Below are 15390 nucleotides of genomic sequence, written 5' to 3'. Positions count from 1 at the left end.
TCGTCGACCTCGATGACCCCCGCCCCGTACCGCCCCGCCAAACCGCCAAGTCCGTCCGCTTGCTCCGAGCTGACAACGCTCCACCCGGCACCCGGATGCGCACCATCAACCCATCGTCCAGCGGCATGGGCCGCAGCACGCTGGGGCACCAGCCCCAGGCCTTGCGGTCCACGCTCATTCCGCCGCCTCCAGTGTCCGCCCGGATCGAGTTGCGCCGCGACACCCACAGCCCCGCCGCATGCAAAGCCGCGAACCGATCCCGCATCGCAGCCAGCGCCTCGGGATTGGCATCGGCCAGAAACGCCTCGACCGCGTCGTCGCCGAGCGTTGCATCGTAGTACAAATCGAACAGGTGTGAGGGCACGACACCGGCCAGTTGCGCAAACGCGGCCATGTTTTCCAACGTCGCAGCAATCTCCGCCGCGCCCCGGAAGCCATGCCGCTGCATCCCTACAATCCATCCCGGATGCGCCGCGCGGGCATGCACAACCCGCGCCACCTCCTCGGTCAAACCCCGCGCGCGGGGGCGATCCGGGTCCGTCACGTCCAAATGATAGAGCGCCGCCTGCCCGCCCGTCACACCCTGCGCGGCGGCAAAGCCCGCCTCATGGGTGGCGTAATCCTCGGCCAGCAGGATATCCGTTTCCGGCAGGTCCTGCAGGTGCACAAAGGCGTCCGCCGCAGCCACCCGTGCGGCAATCCCTTCCGCGTTCTTCTCGACCTTCTCACCGTCCAACGCATAGGCCGAGGCCGCCAGCCACGCGTCCCCGACAGCGCGCTTCGCCTCCTCGCTGTAGTCACCCAGATGCTGGCCAATCCCAACCCCAAACGACCCCGGCGCAGGCCCGTAGACCCGAGCACCCTCACGGCCCACAAATGGGTTCCAATCCGCCGCCTCGTCCCGCGCGGCCAAGGCCCGCACCGCCTGCTGAAACAACGCCGACAAAGTCGGGAACACATCGCGGAACAGGCCCGACACCCGCAAGGTCACATCAATCCGGGGCCGCTCCAACTCCGCAATCGGCAACACCTCAATGCCGCTGACCCGCTCGCTGCCCTCATCCCACACTGGCCGCACGCCCAGACAGCGCCAGCGCCATGCGCGAATTCCTCGCCCGCCGTGCGCATCGTCGCAGACCCCCAAAGGTCCACGATCAGCCCCTTGGGATAATCGCCCTCATCCTGCAAGTGCCGCCGGATCAGCTCGTCCGCCAGCACCTCCCCCTGCGCATAGGCCGCCCGCGACGGCACGGAGCGCGGATCGGTCGTGTACAAATTCCGCCCCGTGGGCAGCACATCCGTCCGCCCCCGGTAAGGCGACCCGCTCGGCCCCGCCGCGATCCGCTTGCCTGCCAATGCATCCAAAATACTGGCGCGTTCCGCAACCGCCGAGGAGCGACTGTCAAAAGCCTCCTGCCCGGCCTCTTCCCGCCCCCAGACATGCAGCCCATCGCCGAACTGGCTGTCCTTCACATCGCAAACAAACCGGTCGATCCGCGTGATCGCTTCGGCTGAACACGACGCCGCGTCCAGCCCAAGATCGTCCTCCGACCCCAAGCGCCTGCGCCTCCGCGCGGATATCCTCCTGCAGCCGGTCGCGCCGCTTCGGGTCCAGCCCGTCCGCGTTCGAGAACTCATCCAAGAGCGCCTCCAACCGCACCAACCGTGTCGGCGTCTCGGACGCCCGCAGAGGCGGCGGGATGTGGCCCAACGTTACCGCCCCGATGCGCCGCTTGGCCTGCGCGGCCTCACCCGGATCGTTCACGATGAACGGATAGATCACCGGCAAATCGCCGGTCAGCGCCTCGGGCCAACACGCCTCGGACAACGCCACCGACTTGCCCGGCAACCATTCCAGCGTGCCATGGGCCCCAATATGGATCAGCGCGTCGGTATGCGCCTGCATCCACAGGTAAAACGCCACATAACCATGGCGTGGCACGCGGGCGAGGTCGTGATATTCGGCATCGCGCAGCTTTGGATTGCCGCGCTCGGGCTGTAGCGCGACCCACGCATTTCCACGCTGTACGATCGGTAGGGCCAGCCCCGCCTCGGTCGCATCCGCGTCCGTCTCGCAAGCCCCCCATGCGGCTTCAAGATCATCGCGCAAAGCCTTGGGAAGGCGCGACAAAGCCGTCTTGTACTCCGCAAACGGCCAGACCATCCGCGCGCCGCGCAGATCATCGACGGACAGCCCGTCTTCCCCCAAATCCTCCAAAATCGCCCCAGCCGAGGCAATCGCATCCAGACCCAACCGCATGCGCCAGGTTCCACTCCCGTCCCGGATAAGTGCTCAGAACCAGTGCCACCCGTCGCCGCTCGGACACCGCCAACCGATGCCAAGCCGCAACCCGCTTTGCCACGGCCTCAACCCGGCCCGCATTCGCCCGGTGCACAAACCGCGCGAATTGCAAATCCTCGTCCCGCGCCTGCGGTTCCTTGAAGCTGACAGCACCACCGAAAATCCGCCCATCCACTTCCGGCAAAACCACATGCATCGCCAAATCAGCCGGCGACAAGCCCGCGTTCGGCCTCGGCCCAGGCCGCCTCGGTCGAGGTCGCCAAAGCCACCTGGAACACCGGCACGTCTCCCGCATCAAGCGGAGAGGCCCCCGACGCCCCCTTGCCCGAAAACGATGTCGCATTCACCACGGCCACGGGCCGCAAATGCGCGACCATCCGCGCCATCCACTCCGCCGCGCCCGGCGCTTTCAGCGACGGCGCAAACAGGCCCATCACCGTGAAGCCCTGCGCCCGCAACGCGCCGAACAGCGCATCAAACGGGGCGAGATCGGCGGCCAACAGATACGAGCGGTAAAATGTCACCAGCACCAGCTTGTCAGCCCCCGCCAGCACCGGGCAGCACACCGCGTCCTCCGGCGTCCAGCCGCCCACCTGCGCCACACCCTTGGCACCCTGCACCGGCCCTGCGTAAAGCCCCGAGGCCAGCGCCATCTGCTGCAACGCCGCCTGTGCGGCCACCGCTCCGCCCGCATCACACAAATGCTGCAACCGGCGCAGAGTGCTCACCGGCAGCGTCGAGATCTCATCCGAGCCGCTTGTCTTCGCGCCCATCGGCGGGCAGCACGGCCAGCGCAATTCCACGCGCTCGGCACAGCGCCTCAATCTGTTGCAACCCATAGGGCCAATAGGGCACTCCGCCGATCAAACGGATCAGGATGCCCTTCGCGCCCTCCAGCGTCTGCTCCACGTAAGTGTCGACAGACAAAGGATGTTTCAGCGCCACGATATTGGCGAGCCGCAGGCTTGGCAGCGCACCCGCCAGACCGCTTCCACCCCTCCGCAAAGGCCCCCAGATCAGAATCCGACAGCGACAGCACCACAAGATCGGCGGGCGTCTGCGCCAGATCCTGTGGGGTCTCGGTCTCTTCTAACCCATGGCTTTCGCGGAAGATGACGTGCATGTCATGCTACTCGGCAGCCGCCAGTTCCGGTGCCAGGACCGCACGGATCGCCGCCGCATCGACGTCGTCATGCTCGGCAATCACCACCAGACGACCCATCACGGGGCCGCTCGCCCCAAGGCTGGTCATATTGGTGCCGCACGCGCGCGCCCACCGCCTGCACCAGCAGGCGCATCGGCTTGCCTGCGACATCGGCATAGCCCTTCACGCGCAGAATATTCTGCTCATTCGCCAGCCGCTCGATCCGCGCAACCAACTCCGCCGGATCCTCAACAGGCGCGATGTTCACCACGATGCTCTCGAAATCATCATGCTCATGGTCGTCATGCCCGTCGTGATGCGAGGGCCGCGCGTCCATGTCATCTTCCGCCGCCGCTTCCAGCCCAAGGATCACCCGCGGATCAACCTTCCCCTCCGCAACCTCCACAATCGGCAAAGCCCTGGGCGCTTCGGCCTCGATCACCGCGCGGCGCCTTTGCTACGCCCTCCGGCCCTGCCAAATCGGGCTTCGTCAGCAACACAATATCCGCGCAGGAAATCTGATCCTCGAACACCTCGCTCAGAGGCGTCTCGTGATCAATCGACTCATCCGCCAACCGCTGCGCATCCACACGCGCCACATCCGGCGCAAACCGCCCCGCGGCCACAGCCTCCGCATCGGCCAAAGCAATCACGCCATCCACGGTGATCTTCGAGCGGATATCCGGCCAGTCAAACGCCTTCAAAAGCGGCTTCGGCAGCGCCAGACCCGACGTCTCAATCACGATATGCTCGGGCCGCGGCTCCAGCTTCATCAGCGCCTCAATCGTCGGAATGAAATCATCGGCCACGGTGCAGCAGATGCAGCCGTTCGCCAGCTCCATGATGTTCTCCGCCGGGCAATCGGGAATGGCGCACCCTTTCAGGATCTCGCCATCCACACCCACATCGCCAAACTCGTTGACAACAATCGCCAGACGTTTCCCGCCGGGGTTCTGCATCAGCTGGCCGATCAGCGTCGTCTTCCCAGACCCCAGAAACCCCGTCACAATCGTCACCGGCAGTTTCGCCAAATCGCCCATGTCTCTACTCCCCAGTTTCGGCGCAGCCGGGGCAACCGGCGGGATGCGCGCAATGCAATTTCGTTTGAAGTGTTCGGGCCGCTGCCGCCACGGGATCACCCCATCGCTCGCGTCCCGGTATAGCGCGATGCCGTCGCGCAGAAGGTCGATTTGCGACCCCTCGTCGAGGTTTCCGTACACATAGGTCCAGCGCGCCGCCCCGCCCCGCATCACGGCAGAGCATCCGTAATCGCAATTCTGTAGGCATTCCACCGGCGTCAGCGTCACGCCCTCAGGCATGCCGCCCGCGCGCAACCCTTCATACAGCCGCGTGCCGGGCCGCTCGCCATCCTCGGTCGCCTCGCCCCCGCGCAAGCATTTCACGCAGACCAGCAGCTCGACCGGAGCCTTTTCGGTATCCATCCATCCCCCAAGCCCGAGGCACCCCGCCCGGATCAAAAGTTCCCATATGCGATGGCAGGTCTCCTGGCTTGTGGCCCGCGCTTTGCATCGCCTTCCCGGGCAGTGCCCAGTGGCCATGTGATACAAAGCAAACCACTCACAGTTGCGGGGGCAGCCGGGGCATCTGACCCCGTTCCCTCTTCGGCGCCAAACGGCGCACCATCGGCGAAAACACTGCTCACGCCCCGCCCGGCTTGTCAATCACAAGGCGAGGACATTGACGGCGGGTCGCGCCGGTGCCACCCCTAGCGCAACTCCGGAGGATGCCATGACCGAACACGCCGATGAAAACGCCCGCCACAATGAGAAGATGAAAAAGATCAAGGCGGCCCGCGACAAGATGATGGAGACCAAGACCGAGGAGAAGGGCCTGATCATGGTCCATACCGGCCCCGGCAAGGGCAAATCCTCCTCCGGCTTCGGCATGGTCATGCGCGCGATCCAGCATCAGATGGGCGTGGCCGTGGTCCAGTTCATCAAGGGCAATTGGGACACCGGCGAGAAATCCTTCCTCCGCGAACGTTTCGCCGATGAATGCCGCTTCTTCGTCTCGGGCGAAGGCTTCACCTGGGAAACCCAGGACCGCGAACGCGACATCGCCGCCGCCCAGAACGGATGGAAAATCGCGCAGGAGCAAATCCTCGACCCCGAGATCGACTTTGTCCTGCTCGACGAGATCAACATCGCACTCCGCTACGACTATCTCGACATCGACGAGGTCGTCGATTTCCTCCTCCACCAGAAACCGCAAATGACCCATGTCTGCCTCACGGGCCGCAACGCCAAGCCCGAACTGATCGAGGCCGCCGATCTGGTCACCGAAATGACCCTTATCAAGCACCCCTTCCGCGACGGCGTGAAGGCGCAGAAAGGCGTGGAGTTCTAAGATGCCCAAGGTCGAAAGCCCGAAAATCGACGAAGGCGCGGACGAGATCGGCCGCTACCGCGCGGAACTCCTCTCAGATGCCGGCGGCCTCACCCAATTCGGCGCCTTCATCGAGACCCTCTACCCCGGCTCCGCCGCCTCCAAGACCCATTGGCACGCCAATGAGGATGAGATGATCCACGTCCTCTCCGGCACCGTAACGCTGATCGAAGGCGACGCGGAAACCGACCTGATCCAGGGCGATACAGCCACCTTCAAGGCGGGCGTGCCCATCGGCCACCATCTGGAAAACCGAACGCAGGCGCCCTGCCGCTACCTCGTGATCGGCACCCGCTCCCACGACGACACCGTGACCTATTCCAAAACCGGCGAGACCGTCACCATCATCGCCGACGAAAAGGTCTACCGCGACGCGGAGGGCAATATCACGAAGGTCGAGCCCTACCATGGCGCCTGAGCTGATCGTCTGGGATTTCGACGGCGTCCTGAACCGCAACATCGTTGATGGACGCTTCATCTGGGCCGACGATCTGGAGGCGCGATCTGGGCCTCAGCCTCGAAAGCCTGCAAGACTACATCTTCAAATCCGGCCGCATCCGCTCGGTGATCCGGGGCGAGGAAGAACTCGTCGATGTTTCCGCCGAATGGCTGGCAACCCAAGCCACCGACATCACGCCCGACGCCTTCATCGCCTATTGGTTCGCCAAAGACGCCCACCCCGATGCGGAGGTCATCGCGCACCTAAAAACCCACGCCGCGCGGCACGTCATCGGCACCAACAACCCCGCCAGCCGCGCCGCCTATATCAGAGACTGAAATGGGCTTCTCCGCGCTTGTCGAACACGTCTTCGCCTCGGGCCGCCTCAAAGCGCGCCAAGCCCGACTCCGCCTACTTCCAGACCATCACCGAATGGTCCGGCGTCGCCCCAGAAAACACCCTCCTCGTCGACGACAACGCGCCCAATTGCGACGCCGCAAACGCCCTCGGCTGGCGCGTCTTCCACTTCACCGACGCAACTCGGCACCGCCTGCCGCAGGCCCTCACATGACCCGCGCCCTCATGATTCAGGGCACCGGCTCAAATGTCGGCAAGTCCATGCTCGTCGCGGGCCTCTGCCGGATCGCGCGCCAGAACGGCCTCTCCGTCGCGCCCTTCAAACCGCAGAACATGTCCAACAACGCCGCCGTCACGTCCGACGGCGGCGAAATCGGCCGCGCGCAGGCCCTGCAAGCCCTGGCCTCCGGCCTTGAACCCCATACCGACATGAACCCCGTGCTCCTAAAGCCAGAAACCGACACCGGCTCCCAGGTCGTCGTCCAAGGCAAACGCCTCACCACCGTCAAAGCCCGCGACTATACCAAGCTCAAACCCCAACTCCTCGAAGCCGTCACCGACAGCTTCAAACGCCTCAAATCGCAACACGACCTCATCCTCGTCGAAGGCGCGGGCTCCCCGGCCGAGGTCAACCTGCGCCCCGGCGACATCGCCAATATGGGCTTCGCCCGCGCCACCGACACGCCCGTCATCCTCTGCGGCGACATTGACCGTGGCGGCGTCATTGCCCAGATCGTCGGCACCCAGGCCGTCATCGACCCCGCTGACGCTGCCCTCATAAAAGGCTTCATGATCAACAAGTTCCGAGGCGATCCCAGCCTCTTCGATGACGGCTACGACCTCATCAAATCCCACACCGACTGGCCCGGCTTCGGCGTGATCCCGTGGTTCAAAGATGCCCACAAACTCCCCGCCGAAGACGCCCTCGACATCGCCACGCCGAACCGCGCACAAGGCCTCCACATCGTCTGCCTGCGCCTCAGCCGCATCGCCAATTTCGATGATATGGACCCGCTCGCCCAGGAGCCCGTCCGTCCGCCTCACCATGCTGAACGCGGGCCAGCCGATCCCCGGCGACGCCGACATCGTCGTGATCCCCGGCTCCAAATCCACGCGCGGCGACCTCGCCTTCCTCCGTGCCCAAGGCTGGGACACCGACCTCGCAGGCCCATATCCGTCGCGGCGGACACGTCCTCGGCATCTGCGGCGGCTACCAGATGCTCGGCCAATCTATCGCCGATCCCGACGGCATCGAAGGCGCGCCCGGCAGCGATCAGGGCCTGGGCCTCCTCGACGTCACCACCACGATGACACCCAGGAAAACCCTCACCGAAGTCACCGCCACCTACGCCGGCACCAATCTCCCCGTGCGCGGCTACGAGATCCATATCGGCGAGACCCAAGGCCCCGACCGCGCCCGCCCCTTCGCCCATATCGACAGGCCACCCCGAAGGCGCACGCAGCGCCTCGGGCAAGATCACCGGCAGCTACCTCCACGGCCTCTTCCGCGACGACCAATTCCGCGCCGCCTGGCTCGCCCAGTTCAACACCGAAAGCCACAACCAACTACGACCACACGGTGGAGACCACGCTCGACGCCCTCGCAGATTACCTGCGCCTGCACCTCAACACCGACACCCTCTTCGCCACGGCCCGCTAACCTGCGCGCCTTCCCGGATGCCGCGCGCCTGGATCGTCTCGCACCTACCCTGTCTTCCTTGTTTCAAATATACCTCGGGGAGTCCGAAGGACGGGGGCAGCGCCCCCACCGCGCCATCAGGCGCGCATCAAAGACTCAAATCGGTTCAATCAACTCCGGCCCACTCGCCCGGTTCGAATTCACCGCCCGGTCCACCCGCCAACGCTGATAGTAACCCGTCCAGCCGCAGACCGCATCAGCGGCGCGGCCTTCTCGCCTGTCTCCCCCAGCCAGGTGGCCCAAACACCCTCTGCCAAAACGACCGGCTCCCGGTGATGGGTCTCCGCCATCCACTCGCTGGCGCCCGTGGTCACGATCGCACAGGTCGGCACCGGATCATCCTTGCCCCACATCTGCCAGATGCCCGCAAACACCATCGGCTCGGCACCAGGCCGCGAGAAGTACCAGGGCAGGCGATTGCCGTCCGCATCCTTCGTCCATTCATAGAAACCTGTGGCGGCAATCAAACACCTCCGCTCGCGCACCGCGGCCTTGAAGGCGGGCTTTTCGGCAATCGTCTCGGCCCGCGCGTTGATCAAAAGCGGCCCGCCATTCATCGCCTTGTACCAATGCGGCAGGAACCCCCACCGCATCGGACGATATGAGCGCCTTTGATCCCCAGATACGACAACGCCCACGCTCTGTGTCGGGCACAAGTTATACGTGGGCGGCTGAGGTAGATCATTGGCTGGCGCAGCCTCGAACAGCTGCGCCATCGCGTCTGTGGGATGGGTCATCGTCATACGGCCACACATGGGCCGACCCTAACCCCTTGGCTTAGCGCCCGTAAACGGTGGCGTAAGCGATCTTGTGCGCATCACCGGGGAAGATCCCCAGGTCTTCGACTGCCAGGTCCACCGGCATGGCGGAGATCTCGGCGACAGTGCGGTTATAGGCTGCACGCTTTTGGGCGGCAGTGCGGATCGTGTTGAGGATCGAGGCCATGGTACAGCTCCTTTTGCTTCGATTGGTTTCGTCTCACGTGACCCCAATATGTGAGCGCTAACGCAAACCACCAGCCGTCCTTTTTCGAAACCCGCCTTGCAGTTTCTGCATGGCAGCAAAAAACCGGCCCCATTAGCATGGAGCCGGCTCAATTCGCCTAAAATTCAGGCGGTTAGCGAATTACTCCGCCTGCGTGATGCGACCGTCGGTGTAGGGCGCGTAGGGCGAATTCTCGCCCAGATAGGTGGCCACAACCTCTTCCAGACCGGGGCCGAAATCATAGGCGTTTTCGGCGGTGGTGAAGCTGGAATAGCCGTCGCCGCCCCCGCGCATGTAGTTGTTGGACACAACGCCATAGGTGGCTTCCAGATCAATCGGCTCACCGCCGACCATCACGTCCGAAATCCGGCTGCCCGGCTCCTGGCTCAGGTCAAAGGTGTAGGACATGCCCGCGACCTGCGGGAAACGACCCGCGCCTTCTTCTACGGCACTCACGCCATTCTCCAGCGCTTCCACGATGCCCGCACCGGTCAGCTCGAACGTCGCCAGCGTGTTCTGGAACGGCAGCACGGTCAGCACTTCGCCCATCGTCACTTCACCCGCATCTATGGACGCGCGCAAACCGCCGCCATTCTGGATCGCCACGTCGATCCCCTGGCCTGCCACGCGGTCCAGCATCGCGTCGGCGACAAGATTGCCCATCGGGCATTCCATCGCCCGGCACACCTCGCGCGAGCCCTCGATCGGGTCGGAGGTTTCTCCGACCACTTCGGCCATGACCTCCTCGATGGGGCCAGTCAATTCCGCGACCCGCTCCGCAATTTCGGCATCCGGCGCGACAGAGGCATCCAGCAGCATCGTGTCGCCGCTTGCGTAAATCAGATCGCCCGCGTCATCGAAGGTCAGTTCGAGGTTCCCGAGATAGCGGCCATAGGCATAGGCCTGGACCACCGGAACGAAATCACCGTCCGGGCCGGTCACCATGGTCGGGTAAGCGCCATCCCGATCCGGGTCTGAGGCGCTGAGATAGGTGTTCGAATGCCCGCCCACGACCGCATCAAGGCCCGAGACTTCCGCCGCCAACTGCTGATCCAGCAGATAGCCGACATGCGTCACCGCGATGATGATGTCGACGCCCTGCTCGCGCAGCATGTCCACATCGGCCTGCATGGCGTCGATCTCGTCCTGGAAGATGATATCGGGACCGGGCGATGCGATGTCCACGGTGTCGGTCGTGGTCGAGCCGACAAAGCCCACCTGCACACCACCCACCTCAAGCACGACTGTGTCGTTCAGCAACTCGCCCGGCAGGTCGCCGGATTGCGAGATGTCGAGGTTGCCCTGAAGCGTGGGGAAGTCGGCCTCGGCCAGCGTGCGGGCCAGGTTCGATGGACCATCGTCGAATTCGTGATTGCCCAGGGCAAGCACGTCCAGACCGATGCGGTTCATCATCTCGATTTCCACATCACCCTTGAAGGTCGTGTACATCAGGCTGCCCTGAAACAGATCCCCGCCGACAACCGTGACGACATTCTCTTCCTCGGACCGGATCTGTTCGATAGCGGTCGCCAGACGCGCAATGCCGCCAAAGCACTCGCCCGCCGCGTCATCCTCGGCGCTACAGGTGCTGTCAAAGCGGTTGATCGGCTGGATACGGCTGTGGAAGTCGTTGAAGTGCAGAATGTTCAGCGTCGTGTCAGCGGCGGCAGGCGCGGCCAGGCCAAGCCCCGCCAGAATCGCGGTTGATCCCAAAATGCGTGCGATCATTGAAATACTCCCAGGTTTTTTGTTGGACTTCCGCCAGCTTGGCGTCACCCCTGCCGCAAGTAAAGCGCCCAAGTCACACCCCCGTGACACTTGACGCCACGGGAGCCTCGGGCCAAACGCCCCCCATGCGCATCTACAAGATCCTTCGGGCCTCGGAATGGGCCGACCTGCAAGCCAAGGGGGAAACCCCGGGCGCGCCCATCGACGTGGCGGACGGCTTTGTCCATTTCTCGACGGCTGGGCAGGCACAGGAAACCGCCGCCAAGCACTTTGCGGGCGAAACAGGGCCTGATCCTCGCAGCACTTGAGGCCGACAGCCTTGGTGACGCGCTGAAGTGGGAGGTCTCGCGCGGCGGCGACAAATTTCCCCATCTCTACGGCCCCCTGCGGCTGGCCGATGTGATCTGGCACGGCCCCCTGCCCTTGGAAAACGGCACCCATATCTTTCCGAAAGACATGTAGATGCTGGAAAATCTCGGCCTGAAACTCCTGCGTTCGATTGACCCGGAGCGCGCCCATGGCGCGGCTCTCCTCGCGCTGCGTATGGGCCTGGGCCCGCTCACCGGCCCCTACACCACCGACCGCCTGAAAACGCGCGTCGCAGGCCTCGACCTGCTCAACCCCGTAGGCCTCGCCGCGGGCTTCGACAAGAATGCCGAGGCCGCCGCCCCCTGCAACGCGCGGGCTTCGGGTTCATCGAAGTCGGCGCCGCCACCCCCAAACCTCAGCCCGGCAACCCCAAACCGCGCCTCTTCCGCCTGACGGAGGATCAAGCCGCCATCAACCGGTTCGGCTTCAACAATGACGGGATGGATGCCATCGCCGAGCGGCTCGAAAAGACCCCGCGCGAAATTCCCATCGGCCTCAATCTCGGCGCCAACAAAGACAGCGCCGACCGGTTGGAAGATTTCGCCGCCGTCTATCGCCGCTGCGCACCCCATATCGACTTCGCCACAATCAACGTCTCCTCGCCCAACACCGAAAAACTGCGGGATCTGCAGGGGAAAGAGGCCTTGGCCGAGATCATCACCCGCGTCGATGCCGTGCGGCTGATCCAGGCTGAACCGGTGGCACTGTTCCTCAAGATCGCCCCTGACCTGACCCCGCAAGACATCGAGGATATCGTCGAGGTCATCCTCGACGCGCCCGGCCGCATCTCGGGCATTATCGCGACCAACACAACGCTCGACCGCGACGGCCTGCAAAGCCCCCATGCGGGCGAGAAAGGGGGCCTCTCAGGCCAACCGGTGTTCGAGAAATCGACCCGCGTCCTGGCGCAACTCCACGCCCATACGCGCGGCACGATCCCCTTGATCGGTGTCGGTGGCGTCGCCTCAGCCGAACAAGCCTATGCCAAAATCCGCGCAGGTGCCTCCGCCGTGCAGCTTTACACCGGCCTCGTCTACGGCGGGCTGTCGCTGGTCAATGACATCGCAAAGGGCCTCGACGCCCTTTTGGAACGGGACGGCCACGCCAATGTCGCGTCCGCCGTCGGAACCGGAGTATCGGAATGGACCTGACCCTGTGGCACAACCCGCGCTGCTCCAAATCGCGTCAGGCGCTGGCGCTTCTGGAAGATGGCGGCCATGCCCCATCCGTCCGCCTCTATCTCACGAACCACCCGTCCGAGGGCGAGATCACCGATCTGCTCGCGCGGCTCGGGATCGCCCCCCGCGCCCTGATGCGCACGGGTGAAAAGATCTACAAGGATCTCGGGCTAAGCGAGGCCGACGATGCCGCCCTGATCGTTGCGATGGCCACCCACCCGATCCTGATCGAACGGCCCGTCCTGATCACCGCCGACCGCGCCGTCATCGGTCGCCCGCCCGAACAAGTTCTGACGCTGGTCTGACCCGCGCTCGGCCCCTCCTCCAGCCTCCGGCTCTCTTCGAAGCTGTTTTGTGGAAAGTTCTGACCATTTGGTCACTCTTTGCCGTGCCGTCTGCAAGCGCGCCGAAATGTGACCAAATGGACGGGTTTTTTGCGAAAAATGCGACCAGATGGACGCAACTGTGACCAAATGGTCAGGGTTGGGCAGCCCGCTCAAGCATCGGATACCGCAGGCCCAATGTGATCCCCCGTGCCGCAAAACTGATCAACAGCGCCAGCCAAACGCCATGATTTGCAAAGATCGGGATCAGCGTGATGACCGCCACGACATAGATCAAGGCACTGATAATCATCATATTTCTCATGTCTCGCCCCCGCGCGGCGCCAATGAAAATTCCGTCCAGCATCCAGGCCGCACACCCCACCAAGGGCGCCGCGATCATCCACGGCAAGTAGATGCGCGCATCCGCCTGCACCTCATGATCTTTCGCCAAAATATCAATGAAAACAGTGACCTAACAGGGTAAACAGCAGCGCGAAAAAGGCACAAATCCCTAAGCCCCAGACCGAGGTCAGCAGTGCCGACCGCCGCACGCGGCCCGGATCTTTCCGCCCATAGGCCCGCGCGATCAGGGTCTCGGCGGCGAAGGCAAATCCGTCCATCGCGTATGCCGTTAAGTACATGAATTGTATGAGAACTTCGTTCGCCGCCAGCGTCACATCCCCGAATTGCGCGCCCAGAAACGTGAACGAGGTGAACATCGCCACCAGCAGCGCCGAGCGGATCAGGATGTCGACATTCAATAGCGCCATCTTGATCATCCGCGCCCGGTCAAAAACACGCCCCCAATCCCGCCAATCGGGCCGGTCAAACGCATTGCGGCAGAACCAGAAGCCGACTGCTGCACCGACGATTTCAGCAATCGCGGTGGACAGCGCCACGCCTGCGACGCCCCAGCCAAAACCCAATACAAACAGGAAGTTAAGCCCGATGTTCAGCCCGTTCATCAACAGCTGAATCCAGAACACCGCACCGGTCCGCTCCTGTGCGATCAGCCATCCCGTCAGCGCGTAGACGGCAATCGCAAACGGCGCCGTCCAGATGCGGATGAACAGGTATTCCCGCGCCAGACCCTCCACCTCTTCGCTGGTCGGATCCCACGAAAAGGCCGCCCAAACGATCACCGGATAAAGCGAGATCAAAAGCAGCCCGCCCGCGCCCGCAATCATCAGCGCGCGCGTCAGAATGGCCGAAACCTCTGCCCGATCGCCCGCCCCCTCCGCCTGTCCCACAAGGCCCACGGTGCCCATGCGCAAAAAGCCGAAGATCCAGAAAACACTGGATAAAATGATGGCGCCGATGCCCACGGCCCCGATTGGCGCGGCCTCGCCCATCTGGCCCACGACGCCAACATCCACGATCCCCAGAAGCGGCACCGTCGCGTTTGACAGCACGATCGGCCCCGCGATTTTCAGGACCCTTTTGTGCGTCAAAGGTTTCGGTGGGGCGCTGAGGTCAGCCTGACTCATCCGCGCTCCGGCATCAGAAAATGCCCCGTCGCCTGCGCGAATAGCCGGTCGCGATTGTCCTGCCAGGCTTCGACATGCACGCTGGCATAGCGCCGGCCAGACCGGTTCACACGCGCCCGCGCATAGGCATCGCGCGGCAGGCCTGGCCGCAGGTAATCCACTGTAAAATCAATGGTTTTTGGCAAGCGCGGCAGCGTTTCGGGCGTCAGGCCATCGGCATCCAACCGTCCGTTTTCGATCTCATCCCAGAGGATGGCAAACGACAGTTCCATGATCGCGGAGACCTCAAGAAATGAAGCCGTCGCCCCGCCATGCAGCGCGGGCAGAAGCGGGTTGCCGATCAGCTTGTCGTCATAGTTCAACACCGCCGTCAGCTCATCCCCGCGCCGGTCAAAGCTGACGCCAAGGGTACGGATGTACGGCACGCCGTCGACCAGCGCCGCCAGCGCTTTGTCACGTCTTTCTTTAATGATATGAACGGGTTCAGGTGCTTTTCTCATGTGAATAACTCAGCCCCTCGTCACGGTAAACGCGCCGGTTGCCGCGGCGACGGGGCGGGTCCCATCATGATCGAATGCCTCTGCCCGTATGAACGCAACGGAGCGTGTGACATGATAGCATTCAGCGCGCGCAGTGATCCGGTCGCCCGGTGTCGCGGGCCGCATATAATCGATCCGCAGATCAATGGTTGCGGTGGCCGCCAGAGCCTCAGGATGGCTCATCACCGCCGCCCCGCCGCACGTATCCATCAGCGCCGAGACCGCGCCGCCGTGGATCACGCCTGTGCGTGGATCGCCGACCAGATCTTCATCATAAGGCATTGAAATCACGGCCAATCCATCGCCGATTTCATCCAGGCTCATTTGCAGGGCCTTGGAAAACGGAATGGCCTCGATGAACTGCCGGGCGATCTTCGCCTTGTCGGGCGCGGATGGGGGCGATGTCTGGCTCATGGTATGGGTCCCTTCAGC

10 protein-coding genes, 7 pseudogenes and 1 riboswitch are annotated in these 15390 nt (G+C 63.7%); of the genes and pseudogenes, 8 read left to right on the top strand and 9 right to left on the bottom strand.

Features of this window, described 5'->3' with window-relative positions:
* Positions 1-184: 184 nt before the first annotated feature.
* From cobN to ACZ1HK_RS21290, 3 pseudogenes are all read right to left on the bottom strand, one after another.
* Positions 185-3425, bottom strand: a pseudogene (gene cobN / locus ACZ1HK_RS21300) (cobaltochelatase subunit CobN); the annotation flags it as partial.
* Positions 3426-3431: 6 nt separating this feature from the next.
* A pseudogene (gene cobW / locus ACZ1HK_RS21295) lies at positions 3432-4486 on the bottom strand (cobalamin biosynthesis protein CobW).
* Positions 4487-4534: 48 nt separating this feature from the next.
* Positions 4535-4888 (bottom strand): annotated as a pseudogene (locus ACZ1HK_RS21290) (DUF1636 family protein); the annotation flags it as partial.
* A gap of 36 nt (positions 4889-4924) precedes the next feature.
* A riboswitch (cobalamin riboswitch) is annotated at positions 4925-5106 on the bottom strand.
* A gap of 89 nt (positions 5107-5195) precedes the next feature.
* Between ACZ1HK_RS21290 and cobO the strand changes: the two are divergent.
* From cobO to ACZ1HK_RS21265, 5 genes and pseudogenes are all read left to right on the top strand, one after another.
* Positions 5196-5813, top strand: coding sequence for a cob(I)yrinic acid a,c-diamide adenosyltransferase (gene cobO, locus ACZ1HK_RS21285; RefSeq protein ID WP_472630376.1), 618 nt, complete (start codon positions 5196-5198; stop codon positions 5811-5813).
* A 1-nt stretch (position 5814) separates the two neighbouring features.
* Positions 5815-6270, top strand: a complete 456-nt coding sequence (locus ACZ1HK_RS21280; RefSeq protein WP_472630375.1) for a cupin domain-containing protein — start codon at positions 5815-5817, stop codon at positions 6268-6270.
* Between the two features lie 47 nt (positions 6271-6317).
* Positions 6318-6629 carry a hypothetical protein gene (locus tag ACZ1HK_RS21275; RefSeq protein ID WP_472630374.1) on the top strand — a complete coding sequence of 104 codons (312 nt, stop codon included), beginning with the start codon at positions 6318-6320 and terminating at the stop codon, positions 6627-6629.
* Between the two features lie 17 nt (positions 6630-6646).
* Complete coding sequence (locus ACZ1HK_RS21270) at positions 6647-6862, top strand: HAD-IA family hydrolase (protein ID WP_472630373.1); 216 nt, start codon at positions 6647-6649, stop codon at positions 6860-6862.
* Positions 6859-8308, top strand: a pseudogene (locus ACZ1HK_RS21265) (cobyric acid synthase). Before ACZ1HK_RS21270 ends, ACZ1HK_RS21265 begins: the two are co-directional and overlap by 4 nt.
* 179 nt (positions 8309-8487) lie before the next feature.
* On the opposite strand, the gene ACZ1HK_RS21260 reads toward ACZ1HK_RS21265, so the two are convergent.
* The 3 genes from ACZ1HK_RS21260 to ACZ1HK_RS21250 all read right to left on the bottom strand — a co-directional run bounded on the left by ACZ1HK_RS21260 (position 8488) and on the right by ACZ1HK_RS21250 (position 11059).
* Positions 8488-9084, bottom strand: a complete 597-nt coding sequence (locus ACZ1HK_RS21260) for an SOS response-associated peptidase (protein WP_472630372.1) — start codon at positions 9082-9084, stop codon at positions 8488-8490.
* A 40-nt stretch (positions 9085-9124) separates the two neighbouring features.
* Positions 9125-9292, bottom strand: a complete 168-nt coding sequence (locus tag ACZ1HK_RS21255) for a hypothetical protein (protein ID WP_472630371.1) — start codon at positions 9290-9292, stop codon at positions 9125-9127.
* Positions 9293-9472: 180 nt separating this feature from the next.
* Complete coding sequence (locus ACZ1HK_RS21250; protein ID WP_472630370.1) at positions 9473-11059, bottom strand: bifunctional metallophosphatase/5'-nucleotidase; 1587 nt, start codon at positions 11057-11059, stop codon at positions 9473-9475.
* A gap of 125 nt (positions 11060-11184) precedes the next feature.
* Here ACZ1HK_RS21250 and ACZ1HK_RS21245 point away from each other — a divergent pair.
* From ACZ1HK_RS21245 to arsC, 3 genes and pseudogenes are all read left to right on the top strand, one after another.
* Positions 11185-11521 (top strand): annotated as a pseudogene (locus tag ACZ1HK_RS21245) (DUF952 domain-containing protein).
* Positions 11522-12579, top strand: a pseudogene (locus ACZ1HK_RS21240) (quinone-dependent dihydroorotate dehydrogenase). It begins immediately after the preceding pseudogene.
* The gene (gene arsC, locus ACZ1HK_RS21235; protein ID WP_472630369.1) at positions 12570-12911 is read left to right on the top strand and encodes an arsenate reductase (glutaredoxin); all 342 of its coding nucleotides are present in this window, start codon (positions 12570-12572) and stop codon (positions 12909-12911) included. The pseudogene ACZ1HK_RS21240 and the gene arsC overlap by 10 nt, the downstream one beginning before the upstream one ends.
* Before the next feature lie 172 nt (positions 12912-13083).
* Here arsC and ACZ1HK_RS21230 read toward each other — a convergent pair.
* The 3 genes and pseudogenes from ACZ1HK_RS21230 to ACZ1HK_RS21220 all read right to left on the bottom strand — a co-directional run bounded on the left by ACZ1HK_RS21230 (position 13084) and on the right by ACZ1HK_RS21220 (position 15372).
* Positions 13084-14419 (bottom strand): annotated as a pseudogene (locus tag ACZ1HK_RS21230) (MATE family efflux transporter).
* The gene (locus ACZ1HK_RS21225) at positions 14416-14919 is read right to left on the bottom strand and encodes a PaaI family thioesterase (RefSeq protein WP_472630368.1); all 504 of its coding nucleotides are present in this window, start codon (positions 14917-14919) and stop codon (positions 14416-14418) included. The pseudogene ACZ1HK_RS21230 and the gene ACZ1HK_RS21225 overlap by 4 nt, the downstream one beginning before the upstream one ends.
* A 9-nt stretch (positions 14920-14928) precedes the next feature.
* Complete coding sequence (locus ACZ1HK_RS21220) at positions 14929-15372, bottom strand: PaaI family thioesterase (RefSeq protein ID WP_472630367.1); 444 nt, start codon at positions 15370-15372, stop codon at positions 14929-14931.
* Positions 15373-15390: the final 18 nt, after the last annotated feature.

Source organism: Gymnodinialimonas sp. JB5-7 (assembly GCF_055693405.1).
Note: the sequence above shows the minus strand (reverse complement) of the source record. Positions and strands in the feature narration are given on the sequence as shown.

Bases quoted from the DNA above. Each gene is read 5' to 3' on its own strand.
- ACZ1HK_RS21225 (WP_472630368.1), bottom strand. From the start codon at position 14,919: ATGAGAAAAGCACCTGAACCCGTTCATATCATTAAAGAAAGACGTGAC.
- ACZ1HK_RS21275 (WP_472630374.1), top strand. From the start codon at position 6,318: ATGGACGCTTCATCTGGGCCGACGATCTGGAGGCGCGATCTGGGCCTC.
- ACZ1HK_RS21280 (WP_472630375.1), top strand. From the start codon at position 5,815: ATGCCCAAGGTCGAAAGCCCGAAAATCGACGAAGGCGCGGACGAGATC.
- ACZ1HK_RS21260 (WP_472630372.1), bottom strand. From the start codon at position 9,084: ATGACCCATCCCACAGACGCGATGGCGCAGCTGTTCGAGGCTGCGCCA.
- arsC (WP_472630369.1), top strand. From the start codon at position 12,570: ATGGACCTGACCCTGTGGCACAACCCGCGCTGCTCCAAATCGCGTCAG.
- ACZ1HK_RS21255 (WP_472630371.1), bottom strand. From the start codon at position 9,292: ATGGCCTCGATCCTCAACACGATCCGCACTGCCGCCCAAAAGCGTGCA.
- ACZ1HK_RS21250 (WP_472630370.1), bottom strand. From the start codon at position 11,059: ATGATCGCACGCATTTTGGGATCAACCGCGATTCTGGCGGGGCTTGGC.
- ACZ1HK_RS21220 (WP_472630367.1), bottom strand. From the start codon at position 15,372: ATGAGCCAGACATCGCCCCCATCCGCGCCCGACAAGGCGAAGATCGCC.
- cobO (WP_472630376.1), top strand. From the start codon at position 5,196: ATGACCGAACACGCCGATGAAAACGCCCGCCACAATGAGAAGATGAAA.